General features: G+C 41.8%; 23 protein-coding genes. 9 read left to right on the top strand and 14 right to left on the bottom strand.

Features of this window, described 5'->3' with window-relative positions:
- Positions 1 to 8: 8 nt before the first annotated feature.
- The 13 genes from NG798_RS00420 to NG798_RS00360 form a co-directional block, all read right to left on the bottom strand.
- Positions 9 to 3,575: a hypothetical protein gene (locus NG798_RS00420; protein ID WP_261219802.1), complete on the bottom strand. Its 3,567-nt coding sequence runs from the start codon at positions 3,573 to 3,575 to the stop codon at positions 9 to 11.
- Between the two features lie 61 nt (positions 3,576 to 3,636).
- On the bottom strand, positions 3,637 to 4,500 hold the full coding sequence (locus NG798_RS00415) for a DNA circularization N-terminal domain-containing protein (RefSeq protein ID WP_261219801.1): 864 nt from the start codon (positions 4,498 to 4,500) through the stop codon (positions 3,637 to 3,639).
- A 2-nt stretch (positions 4,501 to 4,502) separates the two neighbouring features.
- Positions 4,503 to 6,389 (bottom strand): hypothetical protein, encoded by a 1,887-nt coding sequence (locus tag NG798_RS00410; RefSeq protein ID WP_261219800.1) that lies wholly within the window; start codon positions 6,387 to 6,389, stop codon positions 4,503 to 4,505.
- A gap of 49 nt (positions 6,390 to 6,438) precedes the next feature.
- Positions 6,439 to 6,765 carry a hypothetical protein gene (locus tag NG798_RS00405; RefSeq protein ID WP_261219799.1) on the bottom strand — a complete coding sequence of 109 codons (327 nt, stop codon included), beginning with the start codon at positions 6,763 to 6,765 and terminating at the stop codon, positions 6,439 to 6,441.
- A gap of 50 nt (positions 6,766 to 6,815) precedes the next feature.
- Positions 6,816 to 7,322, bottom strand: coding sequence for a hypothetical protein (locus NG798_RS00400; protein WP_261219798.1), 507 nt, complete (start codon positions 7,320 to 7,322; stop codon positions 6,816 to 6,818).
- 67 nt (positions 7,323 to 7,389) lie between these two features.
- Positions 7,390 to 8,469, bottom strand: a complete 1,080-nt coding sequence (locus tag NG798_RS00395; RefSeq protein WP_261219797.1) for a phage tail sheath C-terminal domain-containing protein — start codon at positions 8,467 to 8,469, stop codon at positions 7,390 to 7,392.
- Between the two features lie 622 nt (positions 8,470 to 9,091).
- Positions 9,092 to 9,553, bottom strand: a complete 462-nt coding sequence (locus NG798_RS00390; RefSeq protein WP_261219796.1) for a DUF6760 family protein — start codon at positions 9,551 to 9,553, stop codon at positions 9,092 to 9,094.
- Positions 9,554 to 9,574: 21 nt separating this feature from the next.
- On the bottom strand, positions 9,575 to 9,916 hold the full coding sequence (locus tag NG798_RS00385; protein WP_261219795.1) for a hypothetical protein: 342 nt from the start codon (positions 9,914 to 9,916) through the stop codon (positions 9,575 to 9,577).
- Positions 9,913 to 10,416, bottom strand: coding sequence for a phage tail protein (locus NG798_RS00380; protein ID WP_261219794.1), 504 nt, complete (start codon positions 10,414 to 10,416; stop codon positions 9,913 to 9,915). Before NG798_RS00380 ends, NG798_RS00385 begins: the two co-directional genes overlap by 4 nt.
- A 114-nt stretch (positions 10,417 to 10,530) precedes the next feature.
- Positions 10,531 to 11,013 (bottom strand): phage tail protein, encoded by a 483-nt coding sequence (locus NG798_RS00375; protein WP_261219793.1) that lies wholly within the window; start codon positions 11,011 to 11,013, stop codon positions 10,531 to 10,533.
- A 65-nt stretch (positions 11,014 to 11,078) separates the two neighbouring features.
- Positions 11,079 to 11,567, bottom strand: a complete 489-nt coding sequence (locus tag NG798_RS00370; protein WP_261219792.1) for a phage tail protein — start codon at positions 11,565 to 11,567, stop codon at positions 11,079 to 11,081.
- 118 nt (positions 11,568 to 11,685) lie between these two features.
- The gene (locus tag NG798_RS00365; protein ID WP_261219791.1) at positions 11,686 to 13,401 is read right to left on the bottom strand and encodes a phage tail sheath C-terminal domain-containing protein; all 1,716 of its coding nucleotides are present in this window, start codon (positions 13,399 to 13,401) and stop codon (positions 11,686 to 11,688) included.
- Positions 13,402 to 13,463: 62 nt separating this feature from the next.
- A complete protein-coding gene (locus NG798_RS00360) occupies positions 13,464 to 13,985 on the bottom strand; it encodes a DUF4255 domain-containing protein (protein ID WP_261219790.1) in 522 nt (173 codons plus the stop codon).
- Between the two features lie 444 nt (positions 13,986 to 14,429).
- Here NG798_RS00360 and NG798_RS00355 point away from each other — a divergent pair, with 444 nt between their 5' ends.
- From NG798_RS00355 to NG798_RS00315, 9 genes are all read left to right on the top strand, one after another.
- Entirely contained in the window at positions 14,430 to 15,614 is a 1,185-nt protein-coding gene (locus NG798_RS00355) for a sensor histidine kinase KdpD (RefSeq protein WP_261219789.1), read from the top strand.
- Between the two features lie 63 nt (positions 15,615 to 15,677).
- Positions 15,678 to 16,376: a response regulator transcription factor gene (locus tag NG798_RS00350; RefSeq protein ID WP_261219788.1), complete on the top strand. Its 699-nt coding sequence runs from the start codon at positions 15,678 to 15,680 to the stop codon at positions 16,374 to 16,376.
- Between the two features lie 72 nt (positions 16,377 to 16,448).
- On the top strand, positions 16,449 to 17,762 hold the full coding sequence (locus NG798_RS00345; RefSeq protein ID WP_261219787.1) for a DUF4255 domain-containing protein: 1,314 nt from the start codon (positions 16,449 to 16,451) through the stop codon (positions 17,760 to 17,762).
- A gap of 63 nt (positions 17,763 to 17,825) precedes the next feature.
- Positions 17,826 to 18,059, top strand: a complete 234-nt coding sequence (locus tag NG798_RS00340; protein ID WP_261219786.1) for a hypothetical protein — start codon at positions 17,826 to 17,828, stop codon at positions 18,057 to 18,059.
- A gap of 22 nt (positions 18,060 to 18,081) precedes the next feature.
- Complete coding sequence (locus tag NG798_RS00335) at positions 18,082 to 20,064, top strand: ATP-binding protein (RefSeq protein WP_261219785.1); 1,983 nt, start codon at positions 18,082 to 18,084, stop codon at positions 20,062 to 20,064.
- A 165-nt stretch (positions 20,065 to 20,229) separates the two neighbouring features.
- Complete coding sequence (locus NG798_RS00330) at positions 20,230 to 22,299, top strand: DUF4157 domain-containing protein (protein ID WP_261219784.1); 2,070 nt, start codon at positions 20,230 to 20,232, stop codon at positions 22,297 to 22,299.
- A gap of 49 nt (positions 22,300 to 22,348) precedes the next feature.
- On the top strand, positions 22,349 to 22,909 hold the full coding sequence (locus NG798_RS00325) for a hypothetical protein (protein WP_261219783.1): 561 nt from the start codon (positions 22,349 to 22,351) through the stop codon (positions 22,907 to 22,909).
- Positions 22,910 to 23,273: 364 nt separating this feature from the next.
- Positions 23,274 to 25,223, top strand: a complete 1,950-nt coding sequence (locus tag NG798_RS00320; RefSeq protein ID WP_261219782.1) for a hypothetical protein — start codon at positions 23,274 to 23,276, stop codon at positions 25,221 to 25,223.
- 56 nt (positions 25,224 to 25,279) lie between these two features.
- Positions 25,280 to 25,891, top strand: a complete 612-nt coding sequence (locus NG798_RS00315) for a pentapeptide repeat-containing protein (RefSeq protein WP_261219781.1) — start codon at positions 25,280 to 25,282, stop codon at positions 25,889 to 25,891.
- A 46-nt stretch (positions 25,892 to 25,937) separates the two neighbouring features.
- Here the strand turns inward: NG798_RS00315 and NG798_RS00310 are convergent, their stop codons facing one another.
- Positions 25,938 to 26,147, bottom strand: a complete 210-nt coding sequence (locus NG798_RS00310; RefSeq protein WP_261219780.1) for a Nif11-like leader peptide family natural product precursor — start codon at positions 26,145 to 26,147, stop codon at positions 25,938 to 25,940.
- Positions 26,148 to 26,168 lie beyond the last annotated feature (21 nt).

Here is a 26,168-nt window from a genome sequence, read left to right as displayed (position 1 = left end):
ATCACCCCCTAAACAGGAATCGCATTTAATAACCGATCAAAAGCATCTGCCACATCTTCTAAGCCAATATCTAATTCGGCTTGAATTTGTTTGAGCCGGTTCTTTAAACCTTGAAACAAGTTTTTGATTGCCTGACGCAATGCTTCACTTTTCTTGACAATTTTCTTTTGATATTGTCCGTCAAGAGCGCTGGCAACCGCCTTTAACATATCCTGAATTAATTGCACAATTCTCTCATGCAGTTTATCCAATTCATCAACAATTTTTTGCGGATAAATCTCGGCTAATTTGTTTTGCAGATAGGGAAAAATTGACTCAACATTCATTATCAGTTCACCGCTATAAATCGATTCGACTAACACGCGGTTGAAGTGGACGATATTATTTCGATAGTTGCCTTTGGCTAACTTTTGTGCCTCCGATGATAATGTTACACCCTGGAATCTGTCTGAAGTGTAAAGGCTTTCATCTAACAGCAAGTTATTCAAATCTCGAATAACTGCTAGTTTTGTGCCCGGCTCGTTGACACTAAGCAAAGACTGAGTATTTTCAGTCATTCGAGATTTAATGTAAGCAGCAATACCGTCTTGAGATTGCGCCAATTTTTGCAAGAAATTATCAAAATTGAGAAAATCGCTTTCTTCAAAACGGTTTAAAATTCGGTGCGGACTAAGGGTTTTTACTGTGTTAACAACATTGTTATAAGTGTCTTCCAATGCCGTCACCACTTCTCCCACTAAGCTGCTAACGGTAGTTTTAACAGCATTAATTGAATCGCGGATTTGATTACCTAAATTCGTTGCCAGATTTCTTAAAACTTCCGCTAATTTTCTTGGCGCTTCATCAACTTTTTGAATTGTCAATTTGATGTCACCAAGCACAGCACGAGGTTGGGAAATTAACTTATCCAAAGAAGTCAGCAGGTTTGTGAGAGGAGTAATCAGTTGTCGATTTAATTCCTCCGGCAAGATATGTTTGAAATTGTCGAGAATTTGCTGGCTATTAAAATTTTCATTGAGTTTTCTGCGTTCGGGTTTATTTGGTTTGAGACGATCCAGATTGTCTCTGAGCAATTGTTCGACTTGTTGATTAATTTGATTTGGTTTGGTGGCGTTGAGTTTGTCATAAATTTTTTGTAAGCGCTCAACCAAATCTTGATAATAAACCCGCAATTCTGGGGATGGATTATATTGAGCTAAAAGCGCTTTCTTTTCTTCCCATTGTGTTTGCGTTTCTGCCATCACAGGAGCATATTCGCTTTCCGCAGCTTGCAAACTGCTCAAATCGAAACCTATATTGGCTTGTCTCTGAGTTTCTACATAATCAATAATCGCTTCTTCCAATTGTTTGAGGGTGGTGTTTAACTGCTGTTTGGTAATGGGATTGATTTTTTGGATTACGCGATCTCGCAGTGCTTCAATTTTCTTGATGGTGCCGGTGAAACTAAAGCTCAAAATCTTTTCTAAAGTTAGCCACAAATCAGTTTGCAGCACATCTGCCAAACCCACAGTATCCATCAATTTATCTACTTGATTTAATCCCTCAGTTACTTTTTGCACCAAAGCTTCAACGGGGATGTTATCCAAGGTTTGCGTCACCGTTTGCAATTGCTTGTTCAGGAAATCTGTAATGATAGTGGGAGACAAAGATTCAATGACTTTCACCAATTTTTGATAAAGTTCTTCTAACTTATCAATTAAATGCTGGGGATTGATTGCATCCATTTTTTCCAGCATTTGATGATAGAAGTCTTTCACAGGTTGCAGCAAAATTGAAGGTTTGTATTCATTGATTTTTTCTACCGCTATATCCAAATACGGCTGAACAAATTGTTCAATTAAGGTTCCTGGTTGAAACGCCTCTATTTTGTCTGTGATTTTGTTTGCTTCCCCTTCAATTAAAACCACTACATTTTCTATTGGTTCCAGAATTTCTGCAAAAGCTTCTTTCAATTCTGGATTCACAATTCCCCTGATATCTACTTGTTTAATAACCAGCGTTCCCACTTTCAGCGCGCCTCTTGCGGGGGCACTAAATTTGCTGACATCAACTTTTCGCAATTTTTTTTCTACATCGCTGGTTTTATCTAACACCGCTTTAAAAGCCGGTTTTAGTGATACTTTCTCCAAGCTATCCGTCATTATTTTTAACCCGTCTTCTGCTTCTTGGAGAACCTGATTAACCTGCGGAGAGTCTAAAACTTGGCTGACTTTATCGAGTAATTGATTAATTTTAAACTCTAAAGCTTCCCGGTTTAAATGCGTTTCAATTTTGCCGTTAACTTCGCCGATAGCGCTTCTGAGTTGTTCGGTTGTGGTTTGAATTTGTCCAGCAATTGTATCAATATTCTGGACAAGAAATGTTGAGGCTTGATTGCAAACCTGCTTGACTGGTTTAATCAAATTTATTGCTTCCGCGCAAACTTGATCAATGAATTCTTTAATTTGTCGAATGGCATCAGACAAAAAATCTTTGACTTGATTTAAAACTTGCTTTCCTGTATCAATTGTTTGAGTAATTGCTGTTGTTGCTTGTGTCGCCAATTCCTCAGCCTTACTAATAGCAGTATCAATGAGTTGAGGAATTTGTTGGGTAAATTGTCGCAGTTTAGCTGTAATATCTGCAACTTTGTCATTGATAGTGTCAAGATAAGTTTGAATTTGCTCAAATAATGGCAGTAATGGCAGTGTATTTTGCTCGGTTGCTGCTACTTGCGAAAGTTGATTGATCGCTGTAGTGAAACTTTCGATGGTGAAAGTGTTTAAATTGGTAATTGCTGTTTGAATTTTCTCTTCGTTTTTTTCTATTTTTACAGAAAATTGCCGAAGTTTTTGCCGCAACTCTTTCATCGTCGATTCGTCAAGGTTGCTTGGATCTGCTAACTCGTTGAGAATCGCTTGATATTCAGCTAAATACTCACGCCGCTGATTAATATTTGTTTCCAGACTTTTAATCGCTTGCGAGGGAAGTTTTTCGGTTAAGGCGATAATTTGTTGGTTAAAAATGCTGCTTAAACTAGCCGAACCCAATTGACTGAGTAATTCATCAGGATTAGATAGTTTTTCCAGTAAGTTTTCAAAAATCTTTAATAAGGCGTTAAATGTTCGCGTTGGCAACATTTCTACCCTATTTAAAACTTCATTAAACTCGCCAAACATCGAGCTAACAACTGGTGGTAAATCACCCATGTCTAAGTTAAAGCTCAAATCTTGAGTCAAACTCTCCATCGTTGATTTAACTTCACCTATCAAATCCACGTTTTTAAAAGTCTCAGCACTAGGAAGGGGAATTGCTGCTGACAAACTTTCCAGATTCATCGTTGTCAGGCTATTGAATTTGACAGTTAATTCTGTTCGCAATTCATTGGGAGATAAAGGAACTGATAAAATTTTGTTTTGAATATCGCTTAAATCTAAGTTCGGCAAATTTAACTTGTCTTTGAATTCGGCAAAATTTGGAAGTTGTGGTTTAACTTTGCTGAAGATTGTTTCAGGCTGACTAAGTTGAGTTGTGAAATCTGATAATGCAACTTGAGGGTTGAGTGAGTCTAAATTTTCTAACAGGGAGAGTGCCATTTGTTTTATTCCTCCGTCAAAGTTTAATAGGTAATGCCAAATCTTTGATCAATTTTCACAACTAAATTTTAAAAAGTGCTTTCAATCCTGCCGTTGCTTTTTCAAAACCTTGAGTGGCTTCTTTCACCGGCTCTAAAGCAGTTTTTAAAGGTTCGATAGGGTCAGTAATTTCGGGGACATTTCCCATCTGCAAAGCATCTGACAACCTAGCAATATCCATGATTCTAGCCGCATCAAGTTTAATTTTTTCATCTAACTTAGAAAGCGGTGCTAAATCAGAAACTCCTCCTAAATCAGCAACTTCTCCTAAATCAGCAACTCCTACTAAATCAGAACCTACTATTAAATTAGAAGCTCCTACTAAATTAGAAATTCCTCGTGCATTAGAACCACCGGCTAAATTAGAACCACCGGCTAAATTAGAACCACCGGCTAAATTAGAACCTCCTAACCTAGAACCACCGGCAGAACCACCTTTTAACTTAGAACCACCTTTTAGTTTAGAACCAGCTTTTGGTTTAGAACTTTTTGCTGCATTAGCATTTTGCGGCGGTGGACTAGATTTAGGTGGCTCAACATACTCCGCAACAATCAGCCTATAACTAAATTCATTGGGAGATCGCGCCACTTGCCAAACTTCAATTTTTTCTATTACAACTTGGCTAAAATACGCTTCCCCAACTATTTCTGCTACAAAGTCAACAGCTTTTCTTTGTTTATGAACTTTTCGCAAAAATTCTAAATCGTCACCGGCTTTTTGTCCGTAAAAAATGCCGCTAATTTCCAATAACACCGAATCCCGTCCCAAATCTTGAACAAGATTTCCCACTTTACCAGGAATTCGATGTGCCACCCAGTCTGCTTGTTCGTAAGTGACAATTTTATGAACTCGATGTAGCTCTATTTTTCCTAGTTTAATTGCCATAATTACTCTCCATAAAAGCGGCGATATTCTCGGTTAATTTCTTCAGTAAACAATTCTACAATCATCTCCCTATCTATTTCTGGAGTCTGAAAGTTCGTCATGGCCGCTGGTTCTATTATATTGCTTTTATCTCTTCGTTCATATACTATTTCTGGTTGGGTTTCAAACTCTATTTCTTCGGTTTCTTCTAAAAAGATAGCATCTTTTACTTCTTCCGAAAAATAATTAACTTTCTTTTTAGATTTTTCCCTGGAATCTGCTAAATCAGTTTCAGCAAAAACAGTGATTTCCGAATCATAATTGCTTAGCTCTTCTGATTCGATTATATGTTCTCTATTCGGCTGCGATGCCAAAAATGCTGACAAATCTCTTAAGCCTTTAATTCCCTGAGAATTAGGCGCTGAATAACTAGGATTTGGCGAGGTTTGTAGAGCCGGCAAAAAAGGCCGGTTGATATTCGACGAATTTTGTGGCTGTGTTTCCTCGACAAATTCATCCTCTGAAAAAACATCAGTAACTTGATATTCTTCTGCCGGTTTGTCTGGGTTATTCTCAGTTTGAGCAGAAAACTGATTTAATTTTTGCTGCCTATTTTCCTGCCAGCTTAAAATTGGCCGGTTGACATTTGGCAAATTTTGTGAATGTATTTGTGGATGTATTTCGCTCAGTTCAGAAACCGGGTTTTGCAGCGCTATTTCCTTTAAAAAGCCTGTTTCTTCATCTTTAGTAATCGATTCCCAAACCGGGTTTTGCACCGCTATTTCCTCTAAAAAGCCGGTTTCTTCCTCTTTAGGAATCGATTCCCAAACCGGGTTTTGCACCGCTATTTCCTTTAAAAAGCCGGCTTCTTCAACTTTAGAAATCGGTTTTCTAACCGACTTTTTCACCGGCATTAAAGGAGGATCGACTCTCGTATTTACCTTAAAAAAGCCGGCTTCTTCCCAGAAAATTCCTTTGTCCTCATCTTTTGAGAAAACATCAGCAACTTGAGATTCTTCTGCCGGATTTTCTGAGTTATTTTCAGTTTGAGCAGAAAACTGATTTAACCTTTTCTCCCTACTTTCTTGCCGGCTTAGAGAAGAGGTAAAATTCTCGGTTTCTTCCCCTTCAGAAAAAACAGTTATTTCCCTCTCTTCCCCTCGCAAAGAAGATGATAACTTCGCTGTTTCTTCCCCTTGAGAAAAAGTATTTATTCTGTGCCTTTCTCCTTGTCGGGGAGAGTTAGAAAGAGGTTGTGGCGAAGTTGGGGTCTGAGGTTTTTTGTCAACATTCGGTAAAAATGGCAAATCAGAATTCGTGGGCAATTCTTGATAACTAGATTCACCGGCATCAGAGATTCGTCTCTCAGAATTCACTAAAAAATCGGCTCTCTCTAAAGCTTGTAAATTTGAATGAGTAGGCAATTTTTGCTCACTTGATTTGCCATTACCGAGAGGAATTGGCATCGCAGAATTAACAAAAGACTGGTATCTTTTCAAAGTTTCTAAGTAAGGATGAATTTTAGCCGGCTCATTTGATGCACTTTCCTTACCTTGATTGCTATTATTAGCACTCGCCAAATCAGACGGAATAAACCCTGTAGTTAGCAAATTTTTCCAAGCTTCCAACTCATTGATAGCTTGCTCAACTTGATAAACTTCTTGGCATAAAAGCGCAATTTCCTGCCAATCTTCACTTCGGAAAACATCCTCAGCTAACCATCCGTTTGTAGAGTTTCCCAATAAAGCTTGAAACTCATTGTTCAGAAGAATACCAAGGTCTAGTAAACTTTCACCGGCCATCTTTTCCTTCCTTACTTTGCGATGCCTTAACCACTTTCCTCGTCTAACAATTGTAGATACATCGACACCTGCGCCATAGTCATTGAGCGCACTTCTTGAGGAGTCCAACCAAAAGCACGCGCCAACCGATAACTCGCCAAAACCAGAGGCGAATCACTTAACTCGAACTCATTTTTTTTTCTGTTAGTCCGCTAATTTGCCGAATCTGAGCGATTAAAAAATTAACCAATCCTAGATTCATGCTTTTAACTTGTTCTAACGAGAGACTAGGATGCACCAACGATTCTTTAATCATCAGCAAAGGAATCAGCGCCGGATCGCTTTTACCGGCTTTCATAATCAATCCAAAGGTACCAATAGTCAGCGGACGTAATTGCACGACTAATTCCCGTTTTGCATTCGCTCCCAATACATCAGTGGGAATCGCTACATCAAAGATTATTTCTGAACCACCAAGCAGTTCTTCCGGCGTTACAAATTCCATTTGCAGATAAGGGGATAAAACAATTTCAACTCGAACAAGCTAACAAATTATCAGCCCGTTTCTTCAGAACTAATGCGTAACGCTTTAAACGTCACTCCTTCCATAACAAAATCATCTTCAGGTAACGCAAAACTCCAAGTTTCAAACTTCACCCCAAAAACAGTTAGCGTACTGCTATTATCTGGTAAAGCTGGATTTTTCAGCGAGATCACAATATTAAAAGAAGGCTGAGGAATCGAGCCGGTAGGCGGCGGACTTGTGGCACCATCGCCTAATAACAACTTCAACAAAGCGCCATTAATGTGTGCCCGTTCAATAAAACCGGAAACATTAATATTACCCGGACGTAATTCTGTAGCGAAGCGTTTTCCTAATTCGTGATAGGGACGTAATTCGTTTTCTACTTTAACCTGAACATTTTGTAAACGTCCCACAACGCTAGAAAATTCGTATTCACCGATCAAAGCTTCTGCTAATTTTCCTTCTTCAGATTCTGCATTATCTACAGCTAAAACCAGCGAAGCATCAGAGCCTCGAAAAACATTCACATTAGGCATGATTTTGTCCTTAATAAAATCTGGGCAAAAACTTCTTCAACGGGCGGTTTAGGTGATGGATGGATTTTTAGCCCAAATACATCGTCACTTGAATGAAATCAATACTAAACGTCGGTTGCAGAATCATTCTAACAGCCACTTCCCCAGAAATTTCTTGTCGGCGAGTTGCCGTAACTTCTAGCTGATAACTGACGAGAGCTTCGCTTTCTACCATACCAGTTAAAAAGCCATCTAAGGTAGCTTTCATTGCGCCTCGTACTCGCTCATTATTCAATTTACCAATATAAGGATCGCAAGAAGATCGCACTCCATAAATGGCATAATCAACAATGCGACGGGTAGTGATTTGATTCCAAGGGCTATCCGCTGTGGTAACGCCTTTAACTATGCGATATCCATTGCGAGCTTCTACCGTCAAGACTTTTTTTTGTACCAGTTCTTGCAGTTGAGCATTGTTAAATTCAGTGGTGATTCCTTCAATGCTCAAAGTTTTATTTGTGGGACTAGCTTGGACGTTAAAAGACGCAATTAAACCCGCAACAGCCGCCGCTAAATAAGCCCCAGGCAATTGATTTTGTTTGCCTCCAGATGTTACCAAAATTCCCGGTGCAGTAAAAATTAACCGGCCTTCATCATCGCTGAGATTGTGACCGCTAATTTGAGCCAAATCATCTTTGCCGGCTTTCAATCCGCTACCAATAATCCCAATTCTTTCGCGCTTAATACCTGCGGTAGTTTTCAAATGTCCTGTAAGCGCACCCACCATGCCCGCTTGATTCGCATCTTGTCCCGCCAATACAACAATATTGACAATTTTGTTTTCTAAGAGTGCTAAAGCATTTTCATAGGCTTTAACAGTTGCATCCGAAGCTCTCACAGCATAAACTGTCTGTCCTCCATTTTTATAAATTAATTCCAAAGCGCGAACCAAAGTTAGCTCGCCTTTATCTCCTCCTTGCCATTCATCGCTTTCGCCAAAGATTTCTTTAGCTTCTGCCAAACTACTCAACAATTGAACTTGATTCTCCGCACCCTTATTGGCAGTACCAACAATGCCAATATTCCCTGTAGCGACTCCACTAGGCGCAATTAAACCTTCGGCCCGCACTTCAACATAAGTGCCGGGTAAAATCATTGTTTGAGCCATAAAATGTTGTTTGCATTTGTTCTCTTCACTTATGTCATAGCTATGCTCTTTAAAGGGGAAAACGTTACAAAACTTATTTTTTAGGAGAAAGTGATTTAGTCATCGAAGTTGATAGAAAAGATATTAAAAACATCCATTTAGGGGTATAGCCTCCCGATGGTCGGGTGCGGATGGCTGTCCGTTTATTTGCGCTCTCCAAACTAGCTTGGATTAAAAAACATCAAGCTCTAGGTAAATTAGTAACTAAGCGAAATTCCGGCCCGATTTTCTACATCCCAAAAATTCACAACCCTATAATAGGTCGCTTCGGAAGATGACCCAATTTTTACGCGCTCCAGTTTCTTCGTCAAATTCGACTTTACAATTATTTTAAATTCGCGGGACAAAATATTTGTCTTTTTCAACTAATTCTTATATAAAATTCAGCCCGGCAAATCCCCTATCCATTACCCGGAGTACAGACGTTCTGCATCAATCATTTGTTTTAATTATTCGCCCCAAGTTTACCATATTTTGGGCAATTTATTTCACCTTTTTCTTAACATTCAACACTTCTGCTTTTTAACAATTTGTTTTAACCCATCAAGATTGCTCTTACCGGCTTTGCTCCTCAACACCGGCATCACTTAACAGCCGCCAACTTACGAATGTGAGCCACCCAACGCCGGCGCTCTGCGTGTTCCAAACATAAAATATCCCCTAAAGACCAGTGAAAATAAAAAGCAATTAAAGCAACTTCTTGATATAAATCCTCCAAAGCATAGCCCGTAAATCCACCCAAATTTTCCTGATTTCCAAGCCGATTAAGGCCATTAAAAAAATCCCGCAAATAAATCAAATCAATTAAAAAAAGCTGCTCCAAAACCTCTGGAGTAACCACCGATACGCTGCCAAAATTTGTAATTACCCTAGACAAAAGCACCAAAGCCCCATAAGCAGAATTTTCTCGAACACGGTGGTCTTTTTGAACAAATATTTCATCCTCAGCCGTAGTCAAACGCATCATCCCCTGCCGGTGAATATCGCCCCCCATACCAACCAAACCCTTCGGCAAAGTAAATTCAAACTCGGTGCGCTCCATCATAAATTCAAATAATTTTACAGCTTAACCATCCACCGGCCTTGAAACACTTTCAGTCTGTGGCAAATTGCTTTCTGTTTCCAGTTCATTAATTTGCCGGTAAAACTTTTGCAAATAATTTAAATCACAGGCAAAAAGATTTTCAATCACCGACGGATTCACCTGTTCTAAAACTCCCAAACGAACAATCACCCGTGATAAAATAATCACCGTCGCATAAGCAGGATTAGACTTCACACGCGGGTCACGCATCGGCACAATTTCATCAATTGCTCTTGCCAAACGCATCACACCCTTGCGATGAACATTACCATCCCCATCCAAATACCCCTTCGGCAAAGTAAACTCAAATTCAGTTTGAATCATACAGATATAGGCTTAATTCGTTTTAACTCTTCCACAGTCACTTCCATCTCTTCAATTTCTATTTGACTTTCTCCCACATTCACATCAGAAATCGTGTAGCTAGTAGGCCAAGCACCCTTAAACTCAAATCTAAACTGTTCTTCAGCAGCTTGATTATAAATCACCAAAGAACCATTACGCCGTTGTTTAGCCCAATTGCCATCACGCACCGCCTGTAACCAGTCCCACATCACCATAGAAAGCGTCAAACCTCGACGCAAAGTAAAATTCGTATAACTAATATTACCAGGCATTTTTGTAGTAACAATTCGACCCCGACTTTTGCCATTTTTGCCCCATTTTTGAGGAGTCACCTCGCAAACTTCGATTACTTCCTGAGTAGATTTAAAGCCGGTGCATTCCATAAAAAACCCATCCACCGCATCATTACTGCCATCCAGCCGTAACTCCAAATAAAACTTCGCCCTTGTAAGGATTTCGGGAAATTCTGCTCCAGGCATTATACCAACCTTCCAAGCAAATAAACGCCAAAAAAAATCAACATTTCCGGGTTCTAAGCAAAGAACTGCCATTATACAGATACCCGGAAATGGAAAAATAAAAAAATTCAGGCTCTACTGTTTCCGCACCACTTTGGTGAACTTAAGTTCTAAAGTATCTTCCGCAACTTGACCCGACTGATCGCCGCCGAGTGTGCCAATTTGTTTGAGGGTGCCTGGGAACAAATCAATAAAGTCAAAACGCATTTCCTTTCCATCCCCGTCATAGATAGTCAAAGACCCGGTTTTGCGGCTTGTTCTCGCCTCTATTTTTCCCCCAGAAAACGCCTCAGAATGGCATTTAATATACCAATCTTCCAGCTTTTTTTGAGCCGCTTCATTGCCGGCAACAAAGGTGAGCGTAATAGCAGAATTGTACTTCACACCGCCAATCGTAGCTTGGGTTTGAGAGACTCCACCCTTTGTGCATCCAATGGGAGCATCACCCCCCGCCACATCCATTGAAATTTGAGGCCCGCTGATTTTTTTAACCAGCAGATCCGTAATGCCATCAATTTCAAAATAAAACTTGGAATTTGTCAGAAACTCATCAGCCATTTGGCAACTCCTGTCTAATTAACAACAATTAGCTTTTGTTTCAAAAAAACTTGACCTTGAGAACCCTACTTCGTGCGGTTGAATTTTTCGCAAGTGATAGTAAAAGTTTCTTCCAGATAGGCATCTTGGGTAACATCCAAATCGGCACATTTATAGGAAGAAGGCCAAGATTCGGAAAACTCCCACATCGCCACGAGTTCGCTGTCAGAATCAAAGGCGCTGATTTTGCCGGTTTTTTTATTTTTTTTCCACTCTCCCTTGCCCCCATCTGACTTAGGCAGGCATTTTTCAAACCACTCATACATTTTTTTGCTGGCGCTGCTGCCGGTTAAACTGGCAATGCAAACAACATCAAAAGTAAATAATCCTTCAAATCCACCAGAGTTGACCTGGCGAATTGTTTTGCCATCTTTTGTCGAACCAATAATTGCTTCACCACCGGCCACTTTTGGTTTATATTCTGGGAGGGTGACGGTTTTAAACACTAAATCAGTAAGCCCGTCAAATTCAAGGTAAAAACTACTAGGGGCAATTGGTTTAAGTAAATCTGCCATATCCTGAACTCCTGCTCAACTCTTAAGCGCGATTAAACGATGCTCCAAAGTGTGGTTATTTTGTGTGGTAATGAGGAACAGGCAAGAAATTTCCCCCCATTCCCCAAGTGCGGATTTCCTATTGGTTAGGAGCCCACTGACTAAGGCGGAAAATCACAAATTCTGCCGGTCGGACTGGGCAAACGCCAACTTCCACATACAACCGGCCCAGCATCATCGTTTCGTGAGAATTGATGCTGCCATCACATTTGACATAAAAAGCTTCTGCCGGTGAGCCACCAAACAGCGCCCCTTCCCGCCAGAGGCGTTCAAGGAAATTGCTAACTGTGCGAGAAACCCGTGCCCACAAGTCTTGATCATTCGGCTCAAACACCACCCACTGAGTGCCCATTTCAATCGATTTTTCGATGTAACTGATCAACCGGCGGACACTGATATAACGCCATTGAACGTTATCGGGTTCAACCAAAGTCCGAGCCCCCCAAACTTTGTAACCCCGGCTGTAGCTGGCGAAGTTGCGGATGCAGTTGATACCCAAGGGGTTAAGCAATTCTTGCTCACGCATATTCGTATCGTAAGCCAAGCCAATTACGCCGCGTGGGGTTTCGTTGGCCGGTGCCTTAAAGACACCGCGAGATTCATCAGTGCGACACCATATCCCCATCATGTGACCAGAAGGAGGCACCATAATAGGCCGGCCTCCGTTGCGGGGGTTAGCAACTTTAATCCAGGGATAGTAAAGTGAGCCAAACATCGAACGTCGGTTAAACATACTCAACCACTGCGCCACATCTTGCGGTTTTTGCTGTTCAGCAGCAACGGCGGTGGTTCCTTTACCCGGTTTAACCGGCGGCGGGTCTAGCACAGCCATGCGGTAGGCAGGGCCAGGAAACGAGTTTTCACACATACTCAGCATCATTTCCATGACACCATGTACTTGATCCAAATCCATTAAACCTTCTTGGTACACCCGCATCAAATCCGGGCAGGCGATCATCGACACTTCGTCAATTTCAAAAATGCCCTGCATCCCCGTTTTGTCATCGCGTGCTCCTTGCATATCGCGCGGGAAGCGGTCAGCACTGGCAATATATGGTGGGGGGACGATTTCGTAAAGACCATTGACGGGCCGGCGAGACAAAGGCTGGCCGGTTTGGGACATATCCACAACCGATATAAATTCCGATGCCTCCAACGCAGTCACCACATAGTCGGCAACTTCGGTTTCAGCTTCGGGGTTCATCGTCAAGTGCTCGAAGCGCTCAAGCCGCTCGCCATTGCGGGTCACGGTGATTGTAAAGAATTCTCCCGTATTTAAGGGTGGTTCTGCATCTTCTGGCGCATCTTCTGGCAGCGGTTTCGGTTCTCCCGGCGCCACAGAAACTTGAATCCGGGCTCCTGTGCCGGGGAGGGCCAAACCAGTGCTTTCCTCATCGGCCTCAAGAGCTTTCAGGGTTAATCTTAAGGACGGACGTCCGCCGGAGGTGAGCAATTTGGTGGCGGTTTGTTCGGGTGGCGGCGGTTGGGTGCCGGGGAGTTGTGTACCAATGCTAGTTACCCAACACCGGCCCCCACCATTGAGAAACCAACCAGACACAGAAAACGGCAAGTAAGCGTTGAAGTCTGTAAACCCATCTGAGCCCGGTTTAGCAAAATATTCCAGGTACTGGTTCCAGTTGGTAATCATCATGGGTTTGAATAGTTCAGCATCACCTCGCACATCTTCGGTGAAACCAACAAACCCAGCCACACTCATACTCACGCCTTCTATGGGGCGACTGCCCCTGTCTACTTCTTCAACGTAGACACCAGGGGCAAAATAATCTAATGCCATAAGGGGTACTCCTCGATTTTGTATTATGCCAGTACCTTATTTGGGCCAATTCCCAACTATGTTTAGGAAGCTGGGATCAACGAAATGTGTTTGTTTGAAACAAGTTCTGTTTCCATTAAAAAAGGAACAGTTACTATCACTCGCAAGGCTGGCCGCATCGGCACACCTAGTGCTGTCCATAGCACTGCTGTTTCCCCGTATCCCACAGCAGAAACTTTCATCGGCAGTTTGCCATAACCTCTGAGGGCGACTGCCAGCGAGTCTTCCGGCAGCCAATGGTGAGGCAGCAGCAATATTAATGCTTCTGAAAGCAAACGCATTTCGCCGAGGGCTGTAAAATCCCAAGCGGTGACTAAAAATGAGATGTCAAACCAAAATGGCGATTTTTGCTTTTGAGTGCTTCCACCCACTTCCGCTATTGCCTGGTACTCCTGCTCACTTTGCCGAAACTCGTAGCAGTAGATGTTTACCCTGGTACCAAAGCTGGAATGCTGCGGGTGGTTGAAATCAATTTGCTCTGTACTGAGGTCGGAAGCCCCCCCAGCCAGAATTTCTGCTAAGGTCTGGGAAACAGCAGTGAGCATAGAATTCAACAAGCAATTCGTACAGGTTATAGATTAGCCAGATATAATCCTGAAGGTTAATAGACTTTAGTCGAGATTTTTAATCAGATATCGCGCCCAAACTAACCGGTAAGAGCATTAAGTAAATTTTTATGAAATTTATTAGTTACATTTCTACAACCATAGGTTTTGATCACCCCTGCATCAGCCCCACTACAGACTAATTGCCCCTACAAAAAGCGAGGAAATATGGTCAATTTAAGCCAAAAAGCCCCGAAAAGACACCTCAGATTAGATAAGTAGCAACGCCGGATCAAATTGTTAAATTTTTAAAGAATGTTTAATCGACACTCTTATTGCAGCGCACGAACGACTGTCTAAACAGCTTTACATATCTTTACAAAAGCTTGTCATCTATCCCAGGTTAGATATTATTTGAGTGGTGCTAATCATCAGGGAACCTATATGCAAAAGGTGCGTCTACACTCGACCGATTACAAATCTCCAACCTATTCGCCGCCCGAAGTAGAATTTCAAGCTTTTAAATCCGTCTGCCATAGACAAACTCAGCACTTGCTAGATCATTTACCGCTTTGTGCTGTTTGGCTCGTCTGCCGGCATCCAGACAACCAGCAACCGTTTCGGTATGAGGCTCAGCAACACAAGCTTTTTGATACTAATTCAGCCAGTCTATTTTATTATTTGAAGTCCGAGAAGTGGTTACAAGCACAATTCCCACCTTTTAAGCTAATTCAACTGGTGATGCCTGCCGAGTTTAATAATAGCGGCTTACAGGAAAACGAGAACACAACTTCTCGCAATCAACAAGAATCTACCATCTTTGTTTATGTTTACTTTTTTAACAATTCCCCAGCAAAGGAATATTTGCTGTTGTATTCACGCTCAGCCCTTTCTCAACAGCAGCAGCACAGCGTTGAACAACAAGCAGAACTTCTCAACGATTACCTGATAATTTATCGCAAAGCTTCCCAACAGCAGCAACAAATAGAACTGCTTAAACAAGCAGCAGGATCTTCAAAACACCAACTGCGAAATCCTCTAGCCTTAATTGCCCTTTATGCCGAAAATCTTTGCTTAGGATTGCCGGAAGGAGTTTTTAAAGAGCAGGCATCAGTAATCCGTCAAACTGTTGGCGAACTAAGCGAAAATTTGAATAATTTATACAAAATACAACCCCCAGAATTACGATTAAAACAAAATGATTTACTGGTTAGTTTCAGAGATGCTCTGCAATTGTTGCAACCGATTTTGCAAGAAAAACAACTGCTCGTTACCTACCCCGAAACTTCTGTTACTCTTTTTGCCGATAGTTGGCAAATCAAGCAAGTGTTTGAAAATTTGTTGAGCAACGCCATTTATTTTAGCCCGCTTGGCACAACAATTGAATGCCGGTGGCGTGTCTTTAAAAATGAAGTTTTGGTAGAGATTTCCGACGGCGGGCCCGGACTTTCACCACAAGACTTAAAAGAATTATTCGTACCATTTTACACCCGCCGGCCTGGAGGCACTGGTTTAGGTCTAAGTATAGCTAAAAAAATTATTCAAGACCATAAAGGAAGTATTTGGGCAGAAAATATTAACGAAGGTGGCGCTCAATTTTCCTTTACCCTACCCCGCCCTTCGGTTTGAAATTTAACCTCGGAAAAGAGCCTAAAAAAATACCCTTGTTCAAAGTAATAGGATAGATAAATTATGCTTGCCAGTCAATCACTTTCAATTTTGCTTGTTGATGACGAGCCTTTTTTTCGGAAGGGGTTGCAAACCCTGCTTAGTTTCTACAATCAAAGCTCTTCAGCACACTACAATATTGTGGGAGAAGCTGCTTCTATCCAGCAAGCTTTAAGCTTAACAATACAACAACAACCGGCCCTAATTTTGCTTGATTTAGAATTAGCACCTGATAATGGCCTAACGCTGCTGCTTTGGTTAAAAGAAAAGTGTTATCAAGGAAAAGTTATTGTTTTATCAAGCCATCAAGAGGATGAATGGGTATTCAAAGCCATGCAGGCCGGTGCGAAGGGCTATGTTTTTAAAGACCGGCTCGCAACTCAACTACCCGAAGCTATTGCAACTGTAATGAAAGACCAAATTTACTTAGCTCCAGAAGCCGCCACTGGTTTTTTTAGGTTGTTTCAATTTTATACTGGAAAATCAACATCGGCAGCAGCAGCCATTCATTTAACGACCCGCGAACGAGAAGTTTTAGAGTGGTTAGTAAGAGGAGCTTCTAATGAAGACATTGCTACGCACCTTTACATTACCGTCGCCACAGTCAAAGCTCACTTAACAGAAATTTTCCTAAAATTAGAAGTCAAAAACCGAACTCAAGCCATTGTCAAGTCTTTAAAATTGGGTTTAGTCTCTAATGATAACCTCTGGAAAAATCAATAAATAACGTCGTAATAACTGCTCTTCAAAAGTCTAATAATTAGGCTTTTTTACCCACATTAAAAAAGATAAAAAATGAGTAATTATCTCGCAATTGCCACAGTCACCGCCGCCCTGCAAAAAATCTTATTAGCAGCCGTGCAGACAGATGTGGACGGAGCGAAAGTGACAACACTACGCCCTCAAAGTATAAACAGCGCTACGCCAGAAACGGGAGTTAATCTCTACCTTTACCAAACCAGCCTTAATCAGGTGTGGAAAAATAGCGCTGATGTGCGTGCTCGTAACCGCAAAGGAGAAACTGCTAAGCGCTCACTTACTGCCCTAGATTTGCACTATATGCTGAGTTTTTATGGCAATGAGGGGGAATTGGAACCGCAGCGGCTTTTAGGTTCTGTGATTCGTACCTTAAGCGACCGGCAACACCTGACAAAAGATATGATTCAAGAAACAATTTTTGATGCTAATTTTCATTATTTAGCAAATTCTAATTTGGGCGAACAAATAGAAGAAATTAGCTTTTCTTTGCAGGATTTATCGTTAGAAGATTTATCAAAAGTTTGGTCGGTTTTTTTTCAAACTCCCTACGCCCTTTCGGTGGCTTACAAAGCAACAGCGGTGATTGTTGAAGGGGAGGAACCTGCTAAAAAAGCGCTGCCGGTTCGCAGTCGTGCTTGGAGCGTTGGGCCTTTTTCTGCTCAGCCAACCGTCAGTCAAGTTGTTTGCGCGGCTGGCGCATTAGAGCCGTTGGTGGCAAACAGCATTTTGCTGGTGAGGGGGTATAATTTAAAAAATGAGCAGACGTTGGTGCGGGTGGGTCAAGTTGAAGTTATCCCCCAAGAAGTGAGCGAAAAAGAAATTGTTTTGCCGCTGTCTTTGGTACCGATTAATTCTTTGCGTGCCGGTGTCCAAAGTTTGCAAGTGATTCACCGCCTGCAAACCAACACTAGGGGAGACTTTCGGTTTCTCGATGTGGCAAGCAAAGATATCGATCAACTGGCCCCTACTCAAAACGTAGAATCAAATGCTGCTGCTTTTGTTTTGCGCCCAACTGTCATCAAAGCCAGCGTTTCTAACTTGCAGGGGAGGGAAGAAGAGGTCAGATCGGCTGAGATAAAATTGCGTGTCGATGTTAGCATTGGTAAGCAACAAAGGGTCTTGTTAGCGATGAATCAAAAATCGGCAAATAACCCCGCTGCTTACTTGTTTGAAGCCCCACAGCGCCGCACTGATACTAGCCTTATTGTCGTGCCGGTGCAAAATGTCAAACCAGGAGAATATTTACTGAGGTTGCAAGTAGATGGGGCCGAAAGCCAGCTAACAATAGATACTGACCCAAACAGCAGGACTTTCAATCAGTATAACAGCCCGAAAGTCGTAATTCGCTGAAGCCTTATTTTCAGAGAAAAGCTTATTTTCTATAGACCCAAATTATCAGGAAAAAACAAAACAATGGATGAAGAAGAATTGATAACACACCGGCTCAATCAAGAAGTGGAAATGCTCAGTGTTAACAAACTCACAGAACTGGGCAACAAAGCCATAGAATTAAAATTGATTGCCGGTCATGGTTATCGGGGCGGGCAGTACGAAATTTTGCAGAGCGGAAAAGCCCTGCTTATGTCCCCAGACGAAGCCCAAAAATATTTTGAAGAGTTGATACAATCTGCTGAAAAAACCGACTAAAGAAAACTTCAAAAAAAGGTAAATGACTCCATTAACCCAGATAAAATCTAGCAATTGGCGAAGAGAAAATCAGCATTATTTAATGAGAGAGGTGGAAGCCGTAAGACAAGCCTTAAAAAGGCAGATTGATAGGATAAACAGCAACGGGGAAACAAGCGATCAATCGATTGCAGTACCTACTATCTCTCCGCAGGATTTCCAACCGCCACCGGCCTTAAAAAGAGTCTGTGAAACTTTCGGATTGTCGCCCTTTGAACGAGATATTTTACTGCTATGCGCCGGCATGGAATTTGATAGCAATTGGGCCTCATTGTGTGCGGCAGCAGCAGGTAATCCGCAACAAAATTATCCCACTTTCAGTTTAGCTTTAGCAGTGTTACCGGCCCCCCATTGGGGAGCGCTAACACCGGCAGCACCCTTGCGAAAATGGCGATTAATAGAAATCAGTCCTGCTAACAATCTCACCAGCGCTTGCTTAAGAATAGACGAAAGAATTTTGCATTATATAGCCGGTGTACAGCATTTAGACGAACGTTTAGCAGGCATAATCGAGCCGGTGATTCAAAGAAGTGAGCTAGTACCCTCTCACCGACAAATCACAGAGCAAATGGTAGCCGCTTGGGTGCGAGCATCTCAAGCGGGGGGAGAACTGCCGGTTTTGCAATTGTGCGGAGGAGAAATTGCCAGTAAAAAAACAATTGCCGCCGCCGTTTGCGCTGAATTAAACTTAAATTTGCACACAGTTTCAGCCCAGACAATTCCCACCGATAGCAGCCAACAAAATTTATTTAAATGTCTGTGTGAAAGGGAATGGCTTTTGAGCGACAGCGTTTTATTGTTAGATTGTGATGAAACAGACACGACTCAATCAATAACTGAGGCAACAATTGCCCGCTTTATTGAAAGTGCAAATCTGCCTTTAATTGTCACTAGCCTAGAGCGGATGCGGCAACGACAACGCCCTATTATTAGTTTTGATGTTGGCACTCCGACAAGTGAAGAACAGCGAACAATTTGGCAAAATGCTTTAGGGGAAATGGCCAAAGAGTTAAACGGTAAAGTGGAACATTTAGTTTCGCATTTTAACCTCACCGGCCCAGCAATTAAAGCAGCTTGTTTAAAAATTGAAGCCGCAGAAAAAGAAGAATTTTATCAACAATTGTGGGAAAATTGCCGCCTTCAAGCGCGCACCCGTCTCGATGATTTGGCACAGAGAATTGAGGGAAGAGCCGGCTGGGAAGATTTAATTTTACCGGATAAAGAACGGATGATTTTACAGGAAATTGCCGCTCATGTTGGGCAGCGTTGGAAGGTTTATGAACAGTGGGGTTTTAGTAATAAAAGCCGGCGAGGTTTGGGGATAAGTGCTTTGTTTGCCGGTGGTAGTGGGACGGGAAAAACAACGGCTGCGGAGGTGTTAGCGCAGGAATTGAAGTTAGACCTTTATCGCATAGATTTGAGTTCGGTTGTTAGTAAATATATTGGCGAAACTGAGAAGAATTTGCGGCGGTTGTTTGATGCAGCGGAAGCAGGAGGAGCGATTTTGCTATTTGATGAAGCGGATGCTTTGTTTGGCAAGCGTTCGGAGGTGAAAGATTCCCATGACCGGCACGCCAATATTGAAGTTAGCTATTTGTTGCAGCGGATGGAAAGTTATGGAGGCTTGGCAATTTTAACGACTAATTTAAAAAGCGCTTTAGATGGGGCTTTTTTACGCCGGCTGCGGTTTATTGTGCAGTTTCCGTTTCCTGATGCCGGTCAGCGGGCGGAAATTTGGCGGCGTGTTTTTCCTAAACAAACACCTACCGAGGGGTTGGATTTTAATAAATTGGCTAAGTTAAATGTGGCGGGGGGAAATATTAAAAATATGGCTTTAAATGCGGCGTTTATTGCAGCGGAAGCTGGGGAGCCGGTGGGAATGAAACACATTTTGCAAGCGGCGAAAAGTGAATATGTGAAAATGGAGCGTCCCTTGACAGATTCAGAGGTGAAGGGGTGGGTTTAGTGTAGAAAATAGGCGAGGTAGGTTGTGTGTGGGCAGGAATTTGAAGTCAGAGGCGGTTTTAGAGAAGTTAAGCGCAAAATTAGACTTTAGTCGAATAAAGCTGAGCAGGGTTTTGTGGAAAATTAGAACAAGATAATATATCAAAATTGTCAGCGAGGCTAGGCTATGGCAACCGGACGGCAGATCCAGAAAAAAGGGCAATCGAAATCCACACCCACCTCTGGGATGTTCCAGCCGCGTCCTTTTGCCGAACCGGCTCAACCTGAATCAGTAACAGCACCAGAACAGACACAAGTTGAAGCGTCACAAACAGGCGGCAATCTTTTATCTCGCGTTACATTTTCTGCACCTCCACCACCGATTCAACCTAAACTCACTATTGGGGAACCTAACGATAAATACGAGCAAGAAGCGGATACAGTTGCCAAACAAGTTATGAAAAAAATCAGTACCAGCGCATCTCCTGATGAGGGATCGGGCGGTGGTGGTGATGGATCTGTGCAGCGTCAAATGTTCTCTAAACCTTTGATCAGCCGGTTGACGGTGCAACGGCGGGAGGCGATAGAAGGAGGAGAGGCTTCGTCCCATTTGGAAAGCAGGATTAACCAAGCCAAAACCGGCGGAAGGCACCTGGAAACACCACTTCGACGAAAGATGGAAGGAGCATTTGGTACTGACTTTAGCAAGGTGAATATCTATAACGATTCTACAGCCGACCGACTCAACCGTTCCCTGAGCGCTCGTGCCTTCACGACTGGCAACAACATCTTTTTTAAGCGCGGGGAATACAACCCAAATAGTTCGAGTGGGCAAGAATTATTAGCCCATGAACTCACTCATGTAGTGCAACAGGGGGGAGAAATTCAGCGAACACCAGCAATTCAGAGAGAAAAAATTGAAACCAAGGTTTTTACTGAGATTATTCAATGGCTGACGCATAAAGCTTCGTCTCAAGAGAACGTAGCCCTATTTTCTCAGTTTTTAAGTTTGAAACAAGAGGTACAGGAAGAAATTTTATGTCAAATTAATGGAGATGCTTACGCCCCAGAAACTCCCACCAGCCTAGCAGAATTTAAACCCAAATTAAAATTGGGAAAGTCTTCTGGAAAAGATGTAGATTGGAATTTATTTGCGGGTCGGGTAAACAGTTTCTTACACTTTAGACCTGAAGCAATTGCAGACAAAAATAGTAATGTAATTGATGATAATATTCTTGAAGAATTCCTTGCCTATCTCGAAAGGAAAGCAGAGAAACAAGAACATAAAGATTTAATAAATTACATTAAAGAATTGCCCAGGGATACAAAAGAAAAGGCTTATTTATATCTGGCCAAAGGTAAGACCAATAATAGTTTTGAAACCTTTGATAAAAAATCTATAAAAGGGGGATGGAGAAGCTATATTCCTTTCACAGGCGGAGGGGCGAAAATTGATTGGGAGAAAATCTCTCGAACTTTCATTCATGCTTCTAAAGATACGAGCGAGGAAGCGCAGATTTTTGGCGGTAGAACAGCCGGTGGTTTAACCCCCTCCGTAGGTATAGTGAGAACAGGAGTAAATTTTGTAAGTGATGTAACTGGTTTGAAAAATGCTACAGATAAACAGTTGAGCAATGAAGATAGAGCTACAGGCTTGGCAGATATGGCAGGTTTTGTAATAAGTCCGGTGGCTTTAGCTTCTAACCTGGCAAAAGTACAGATTAGCGAAAATAGAATGTGGGCGGCTCACGATCTGCAAAAGAGCAAAAATGAAGAAATATCTCAGACGGCCACAGTTATGAAAGATATTCAATCTTTGAATCGTTCAAAAGCAGCAATTGATTCGGTTAAGTGCGGAATAAAGCTATTCGCTCCCGATGCTTTTCTGATAGGCATAGCCATTAGCGTTGTGTTTGCAATTATCAAAGGGGTTTTTGCTTGGAAAACAATGGGAGTAATTAGAGAGAACTTAGTTGATAAAATGTTTGGAATTGAACATATTGAATCAAAAGCTAGAGAAAAATTACGGAACCAGGCTTTACAATCTCAAGGGTTTGCAACTCCCCAGCAATGTTATGAAGAGTATGTAGCAAAAATGGCAATAAGATTGAATAAAGTAGGAGTTTTACGCCAAGAAGGCAATCTTAATGAACAAAAAGAGGCGAGTACAATGATTACTGATGTGATGGGATTGCGTTTAGAGCCTGAAAAACAAATTCCGAATCCTCCCAGAATAGCAGAAGCAATGGGATGGTAAGAAAATTAAAGGGGGCCATACTAAACCTAATTAAGAAAAGGAAACTACTATGTCTGCTGATTTAGAAAACCAAAAAATACTTTTAGCTAATCTTGAAAGTTTATTTCAAGAAGGGGGTCTTCAGACAAAACTGGAAGAACCCGATGATTATGCTCCATTTTATACATTAATTAGTCGGTTCGCAAATCTAGGCAAAGAAGAAAATTTTGTAGTTGATCTTCAGCTTTCTTTTTTACCATTGGTAGTAAGCCGTAGTTCCGATATTAGCTCTAAAAAGTATTTATTTCAGATTTTTGTAGAAATTATTGAAGAATTCAATGAAACACAAGAGTTAGAAATTTTAAAAACTATTAATAAAATCAATAGTAAGATTTCCACAGGTAGTTTTGGCATTACTGGAACAGTTGTTTACTTTAAATGGAATGTCATGTTTGACACGAATATCAACTTAAATTTAAGTCTATATACATCATTGCTGGAAAGTTACTGCGATTGCGCCCTTTTTACAATAGATCATTTTATTGATACTATAAGCCAAGTTTCAACTACTCAAGTAAGTGCTACGCAAGCTCTTGAGATAAATGATCATTTGGGGTTTTTTAAAACATAACTTTTAAATCAAGCTGGAGAATAATAACAAGCTGGATATTGTTTATCTTTTTGGTAGAGCATAATGAAGATTATGCAAGACTGTACATTTTTTGCTGTTGTTACTCAAAATTTCAAAGGACTCTTGATATCTCAAGAATTAAGTGAAAGTTAACAAGCTCATTTGGCGTAACATTGTTGTTACATAAATGTGAGGAGAACTCTCCCTATTAATGAGCTTTTTTATAACTCCATTCAAGGGGAATATTGATTTAAAAATTTGAGTACATCAATTCTAATATGTAATAAAATGAATCTAAAATCCAAACAAAATTATTATAGTGATAGAATAAACAAATACCGCGATTTGAAGTAAGAGGTGAGCAATGCGTTATCGAATTCAAACCAAAAAAAAATCTACAGAAAAACCGGCACCGGCATCCAGTCCAATTCTCAACCGGCCCTTTGCCCAACCCACCCAGGCATCGCCTACGCTACAAACTAAACCAGAAAATGCAGAAAACTTCGGCCATAACTTCGCCAATATACCCGTACTAAACCCGCAAACAGAAGCCGAAAATTCCTCGCCACCAACTATCCAGTTAAAGGGTGCAAAAACTAAAGAAAAAAACAAGGAGCAAGACCAACCTATCTACTACATGGATGAGCAAGGTGTGGCGCATAATCAACCGGCACCTTATTACATGGATGAGCAAGGTGTGGCGCATAATCAACCGGCACCTTATTACATGGATGAGCAAGGTGTAGCTCACAACAACTTGCCGATTATTGTAGACCCCCAAGGCAACGCATTCACCATGAGCGATGAGGAATGCAAAAATATCATCAAAGCAAATGACTCTAGCTGGACAGAAGTTAAAACCAAATTCAAAGATCAGGAAAGTACCATGTGGGAGCTTTGGTCTTACCGTAAGCGCTATGTGGATCAACTTATCAATCAATTACGCAAAAAATATCCTGGCCTAATCTCAAAATCAGTAGGCAGTAAAGACCGCGAGTCGGACTACGATATTACTATTTCCTCTCCGGGGACAGATAATGACGTCAAAGCTGTTGCCGAATTCAATAACATTGTTAAAAGCGAATTTGGAAAACAGCCGGGAACAGTTTTTGATACCAATTTGTACGCCAAAGACTATTTGAAAGTTGAAGAAAACATCGACGATACTGCCAAAAACGACACCCAAGGAACAGATAAAGATTTAGACCAACCGGAACAAAGCTTTAGCCAAACAAGCAACCTGGATCAGGATGTGGCGGCCTTGGTGAAACAGCGCAGATATATGAATCCTGTAGAATGGGATAACTATCTCAATTCGGTTCTCACGGGAATAAACAATAAGCAGGAAAGAAAAGCCGTAGTAAAACAGTATGAAGAAGCCGATGCTATTTTTCAAATTGCGGCTTACGATCTGCTAGAAGAATGCAGAGCAGCAATGAAGGAAAAAAATCTTGATCTGCAAAGCCAACCAAAACTTTCAGAACAAGAACAGAAAGCAGTTGACGCTAGTCCGTCAGCAAGTCGGAATATACTTGCAGGGCAATTACTCGCTATAGAGGAACTTCACGAAATCACCTCCGAACAGCCCGATTTAGTCCTAGAAAAAAGCAACCAGCTTTATCTTGAGCGGATGACAAAAGTTCGGCAAATTCAAGCAGAAATTAGTAAATTAGAACAATCACAAAATCCTGAAGCTGCGGCTGATCAAATCAACGTCCTCAAAGCAGAAGTCAAAAAACTATTGGGTGAAGCTTGCTTTTTTGCCAGTGAAGCTTATCACAGCGAAGGCGCAGTCAAGCACGTTGTGGCCGGTTTGCAAGGAAAAGATTCCCAAGCAGCGCTGGCAAAGCTAACACCCATTGATATTTTACAGTCCTTTAACGAACAACTTGGCGACTTCCTCAAAGATATAGTCCACTACACCCATGAAGACGCACCGGATGGCAAAACTTTTTACCGTTCTTCTAAATATCTGTACCGCCTTTTTGATGCCGTTATAGAACTGAGAAAAAGACCAGACTTTAACGATATGAAGCTGCAAATAGAAAACACAAAACCAGTAGAAGATATGGCAAAAATCGTTAAAGGAGAACTCCTAGCAGTTCGCAAAGGAGAGAAAACCTTTAATAGCGAAGAAGAAAAATTAGCTCACTGCGAGAAAGTAGTTAATGACCTGTTTAAAGTCAAAACTGCGGAAGGACTCAAGCAAGTAGTCCTAAACATGAGTTCAGACTTTAACCAAAAAGTGAGAAATAAACTTTCATTTACCCAGGATAAAGAAGAAAGCAAAAAATACTTCCAATACCGGCAGTAACAACATTATGGGGTCGGTATAGGTTGCCTCGAAGAAAACAGTCAAAATCAACTTCTATGAAACAGAAAATACTAATCACCGGCCTCCTGCTGGCCTCCACACTTCCCCTACCGGCACAAAACCCCACCCAAATTAACCAACTCCTCAACAGCAACTCTTGCCAAAAATGCGACTTGCAGGGAGCAAACCTCACCGGCCTTTCTTTCAGCGGTGCTAACCTGGCCGGTGCAGCCCTTTTAAACGCCAACCTTTCAGGAGTTAACCTCAGCAACTCTAAATTAATTGTCGCCAATTTAAACCGCGCCAACCTCAATAATGCTAATCTAAATAACACCGATTTATATGGAGCCATTCTCACCGGCACAGACCTAAGAAACGCCACCTTAATTAACGCCGACCTAACCAACGCCAACCTTTATTTAGCAGACTTAACAGGGGCAAACTTAGCCGGTGCAAACCTCAAAAGCGCCAACCTCGAAAGCGCCAAATTAAAAGACGCCAACCTCGCCGGTGCCACCATCACAAACGCCATTTTGTGCAAAGCAACCATGCCCAACGGTTCCATATCCCAGCAAGGTTGCCCCAAACCACCCGCCGCTGAAACACCGGCACCCCCAGCACCGTCACCCCCAGCACCGGCACCCCCGCCACCCAATCCACCAAAATAAAAGCAGAGTGCGTTAAATAACCCAACACACCCCGCTCAAACTTAACTTAAAGTCCAGGAATTTCCGACAAATTTGCCTTAAACTCCTCAACCTGAAAACCCGTTACCTGCTTCCACTCCTCAACCGTAAAATCATAGCCAAGCTCCTTAGCCATCTGCACAAACATTTCCGGGTTCGCCGCCGTATTCAGCCGCTCTCTCAAAGCCGGATCTTCCTGAGCCGATCTGAAAAGTCTAACAACTTCTTCCCTTGCCATTTTTCTGTCCTCCAAATTAGT

This window comes from Ancylothrix sp. D3o (genome assembly GCF_025370775.1).
Taxonomy (GTDB): Bacteria; Cyanobacteriota; Cyanobacteriia; order Cyanobacteriales; family Oscillatoriaceae; genus Ancylothrix.
Note: the sequence above shows the minus strand (reverse complement) of the source record. Positions and strands in the feature narration are given on the sequence as shown.

Coding starts and splice junctions, on each gene's coding strand:
- NG798_RS00325 (WP_261219783.1), top strand. CDS start 22,349: ATGTCTGCTGATTTAGAAAACCAAAAAATACTTTTAGCTAATCTTGAA.
- NG798_RS00390 (WP_261219796.1), bottom strand. CDS start 9,553: ATGATGGAGCGCACCGAGTTTGAATTTACTTTGCCGAAGGGTTTGGTT.
- NG798_RS00360 (WP_261219790.1), bottom strand. CDS start 13,985: ATGCTCACTGCTGTTTCCCAGACCTTAGCAGAAATTCTGGCTGGGGGG.
- NG798_RS00380 (WP_261219794.1), bottom strand. CDS start 10,416: ATGCCTGGAGCAGAATTTCCCGAAATCCTTACAAGGGCGAAGTTTTAT.
- NG798_RS00320 (WP_261219782.1), top strand. CDS start 23,274: ATGCGTTATCGAATTCAAACCAAAAAAAAATCTACAGAAAAACCGGCA.
- NG798_RS00350 (WP_261219788.1), top strand. CDS start 15,678: ATGCTTGCCAGTCAATCACTTTCAATTTTGCTTGTTGATGACGAGCCT.
- NG798_RS00400 (WP_261219798.1), bottom strand. CDS start 7,322: ATGCCTAATGTGAATGTTTTTCGAGGCTCTGATGCTTCGCTGGTTTTA.
- NG798_RS00375 (WP_261219793.1), bottom strand. CDS start 11,013: ATGGCTGATGAGTTTCTGACAAATTCCAAGTTTTATTTTGAAATTGAT.
- NG798_RS00315 (WP_261219781.1), top strand. CDS start 25,280: ATGAAACAGAAAATACTAATCACCGGCCTCCTGCTGGCCTCCACACTT.
- NG798_RS00395 (WP_261219797.1), bottom strand. CDS start 8,469: ATGGCTCAAACAATGATTTTACCCGGCACTTATGTTGAAGTGCGGGCC.
- NG798_RS00415 (WP_261219801.1), bottom strand. CDS start 4,500: ATGGCAATTAAACTAGGAAAAATAGAGCTACATCGAGTTCATAAAATT.
- NG798_RS00385 (WP_261219795.1), bottom strand. CDS start 9,916: ATGATTCAAACTGAATTTGAGTTTACTTTGCCGAAGGGGTATTTGGAT.
- NG798_RS00365 (WP_261219791.1), bottom strand. CDS start 13,401: ATGGCATTAGATTATTTTGCCCCTGGTGTCTACGTTGAAGAAGTAGAC.
- NG798_RS00310 (WP_261219780.1), bottom strand. CDS start 26,147: ATGGCAAGGGAAGAAGTTGTTAGACTTTTCAGATCGGCTCAGGAAGAT.
- NG798_RS00420 (WP_261219802.1), bottom strand. CDS start 3,575: ATGGCACTCTCCCTGTTAGAAAATTTAGACTCACTCAACCCTCAAGTT.
- NG798_RS00355 (WP_261219789.1), top strand. CDS start 14,430: ATGCAAAAGGTGCGTCTACACTCGACCGATTACAAATCTCCAACCTAT.
- NG798_RS00370 (WP_261219792.1), bottom strand. CDS start 11,567: ATGGCAGATTTACTTAAACCAATTGCCCCTAGTAGTTTTTACCTTGAA.
- NG798_RS00345 (WP_261219787.1), top strand. CDS start 16,449: ATGAGTAATTATCTCGCAATTGCCACAGTCACCGCCGCCCTGCAAAAA.
- NG798_RS00330 (WP_261219784.1), top strand. CDS start 20,230: ATGGCAACCGGACGGCAGATCCAGAAAAAAGGGCAATCGAAATCCACA.
- NG798_RS00335 (WP_261219785.1), top strand. CDS start 18,082: ATGACTCCATTAACCCAGATAAAATCTAGCAATTGGCGAAGAGAAAAT.
- NG798_RS00405 (WP_261219799.1), bottom strand. CDS start 6,765: ATGGAATTTGTAACGCCGGAAGAACTGCTTGGTGGTTCAGAAATAATC.
- NG798_RS00340 (WP_261219786.1), top strand. CDS start 17,826: ATGGATGAAGAAGAATTGATAACACACCGGCTCAATCAAGAAGTGGAA.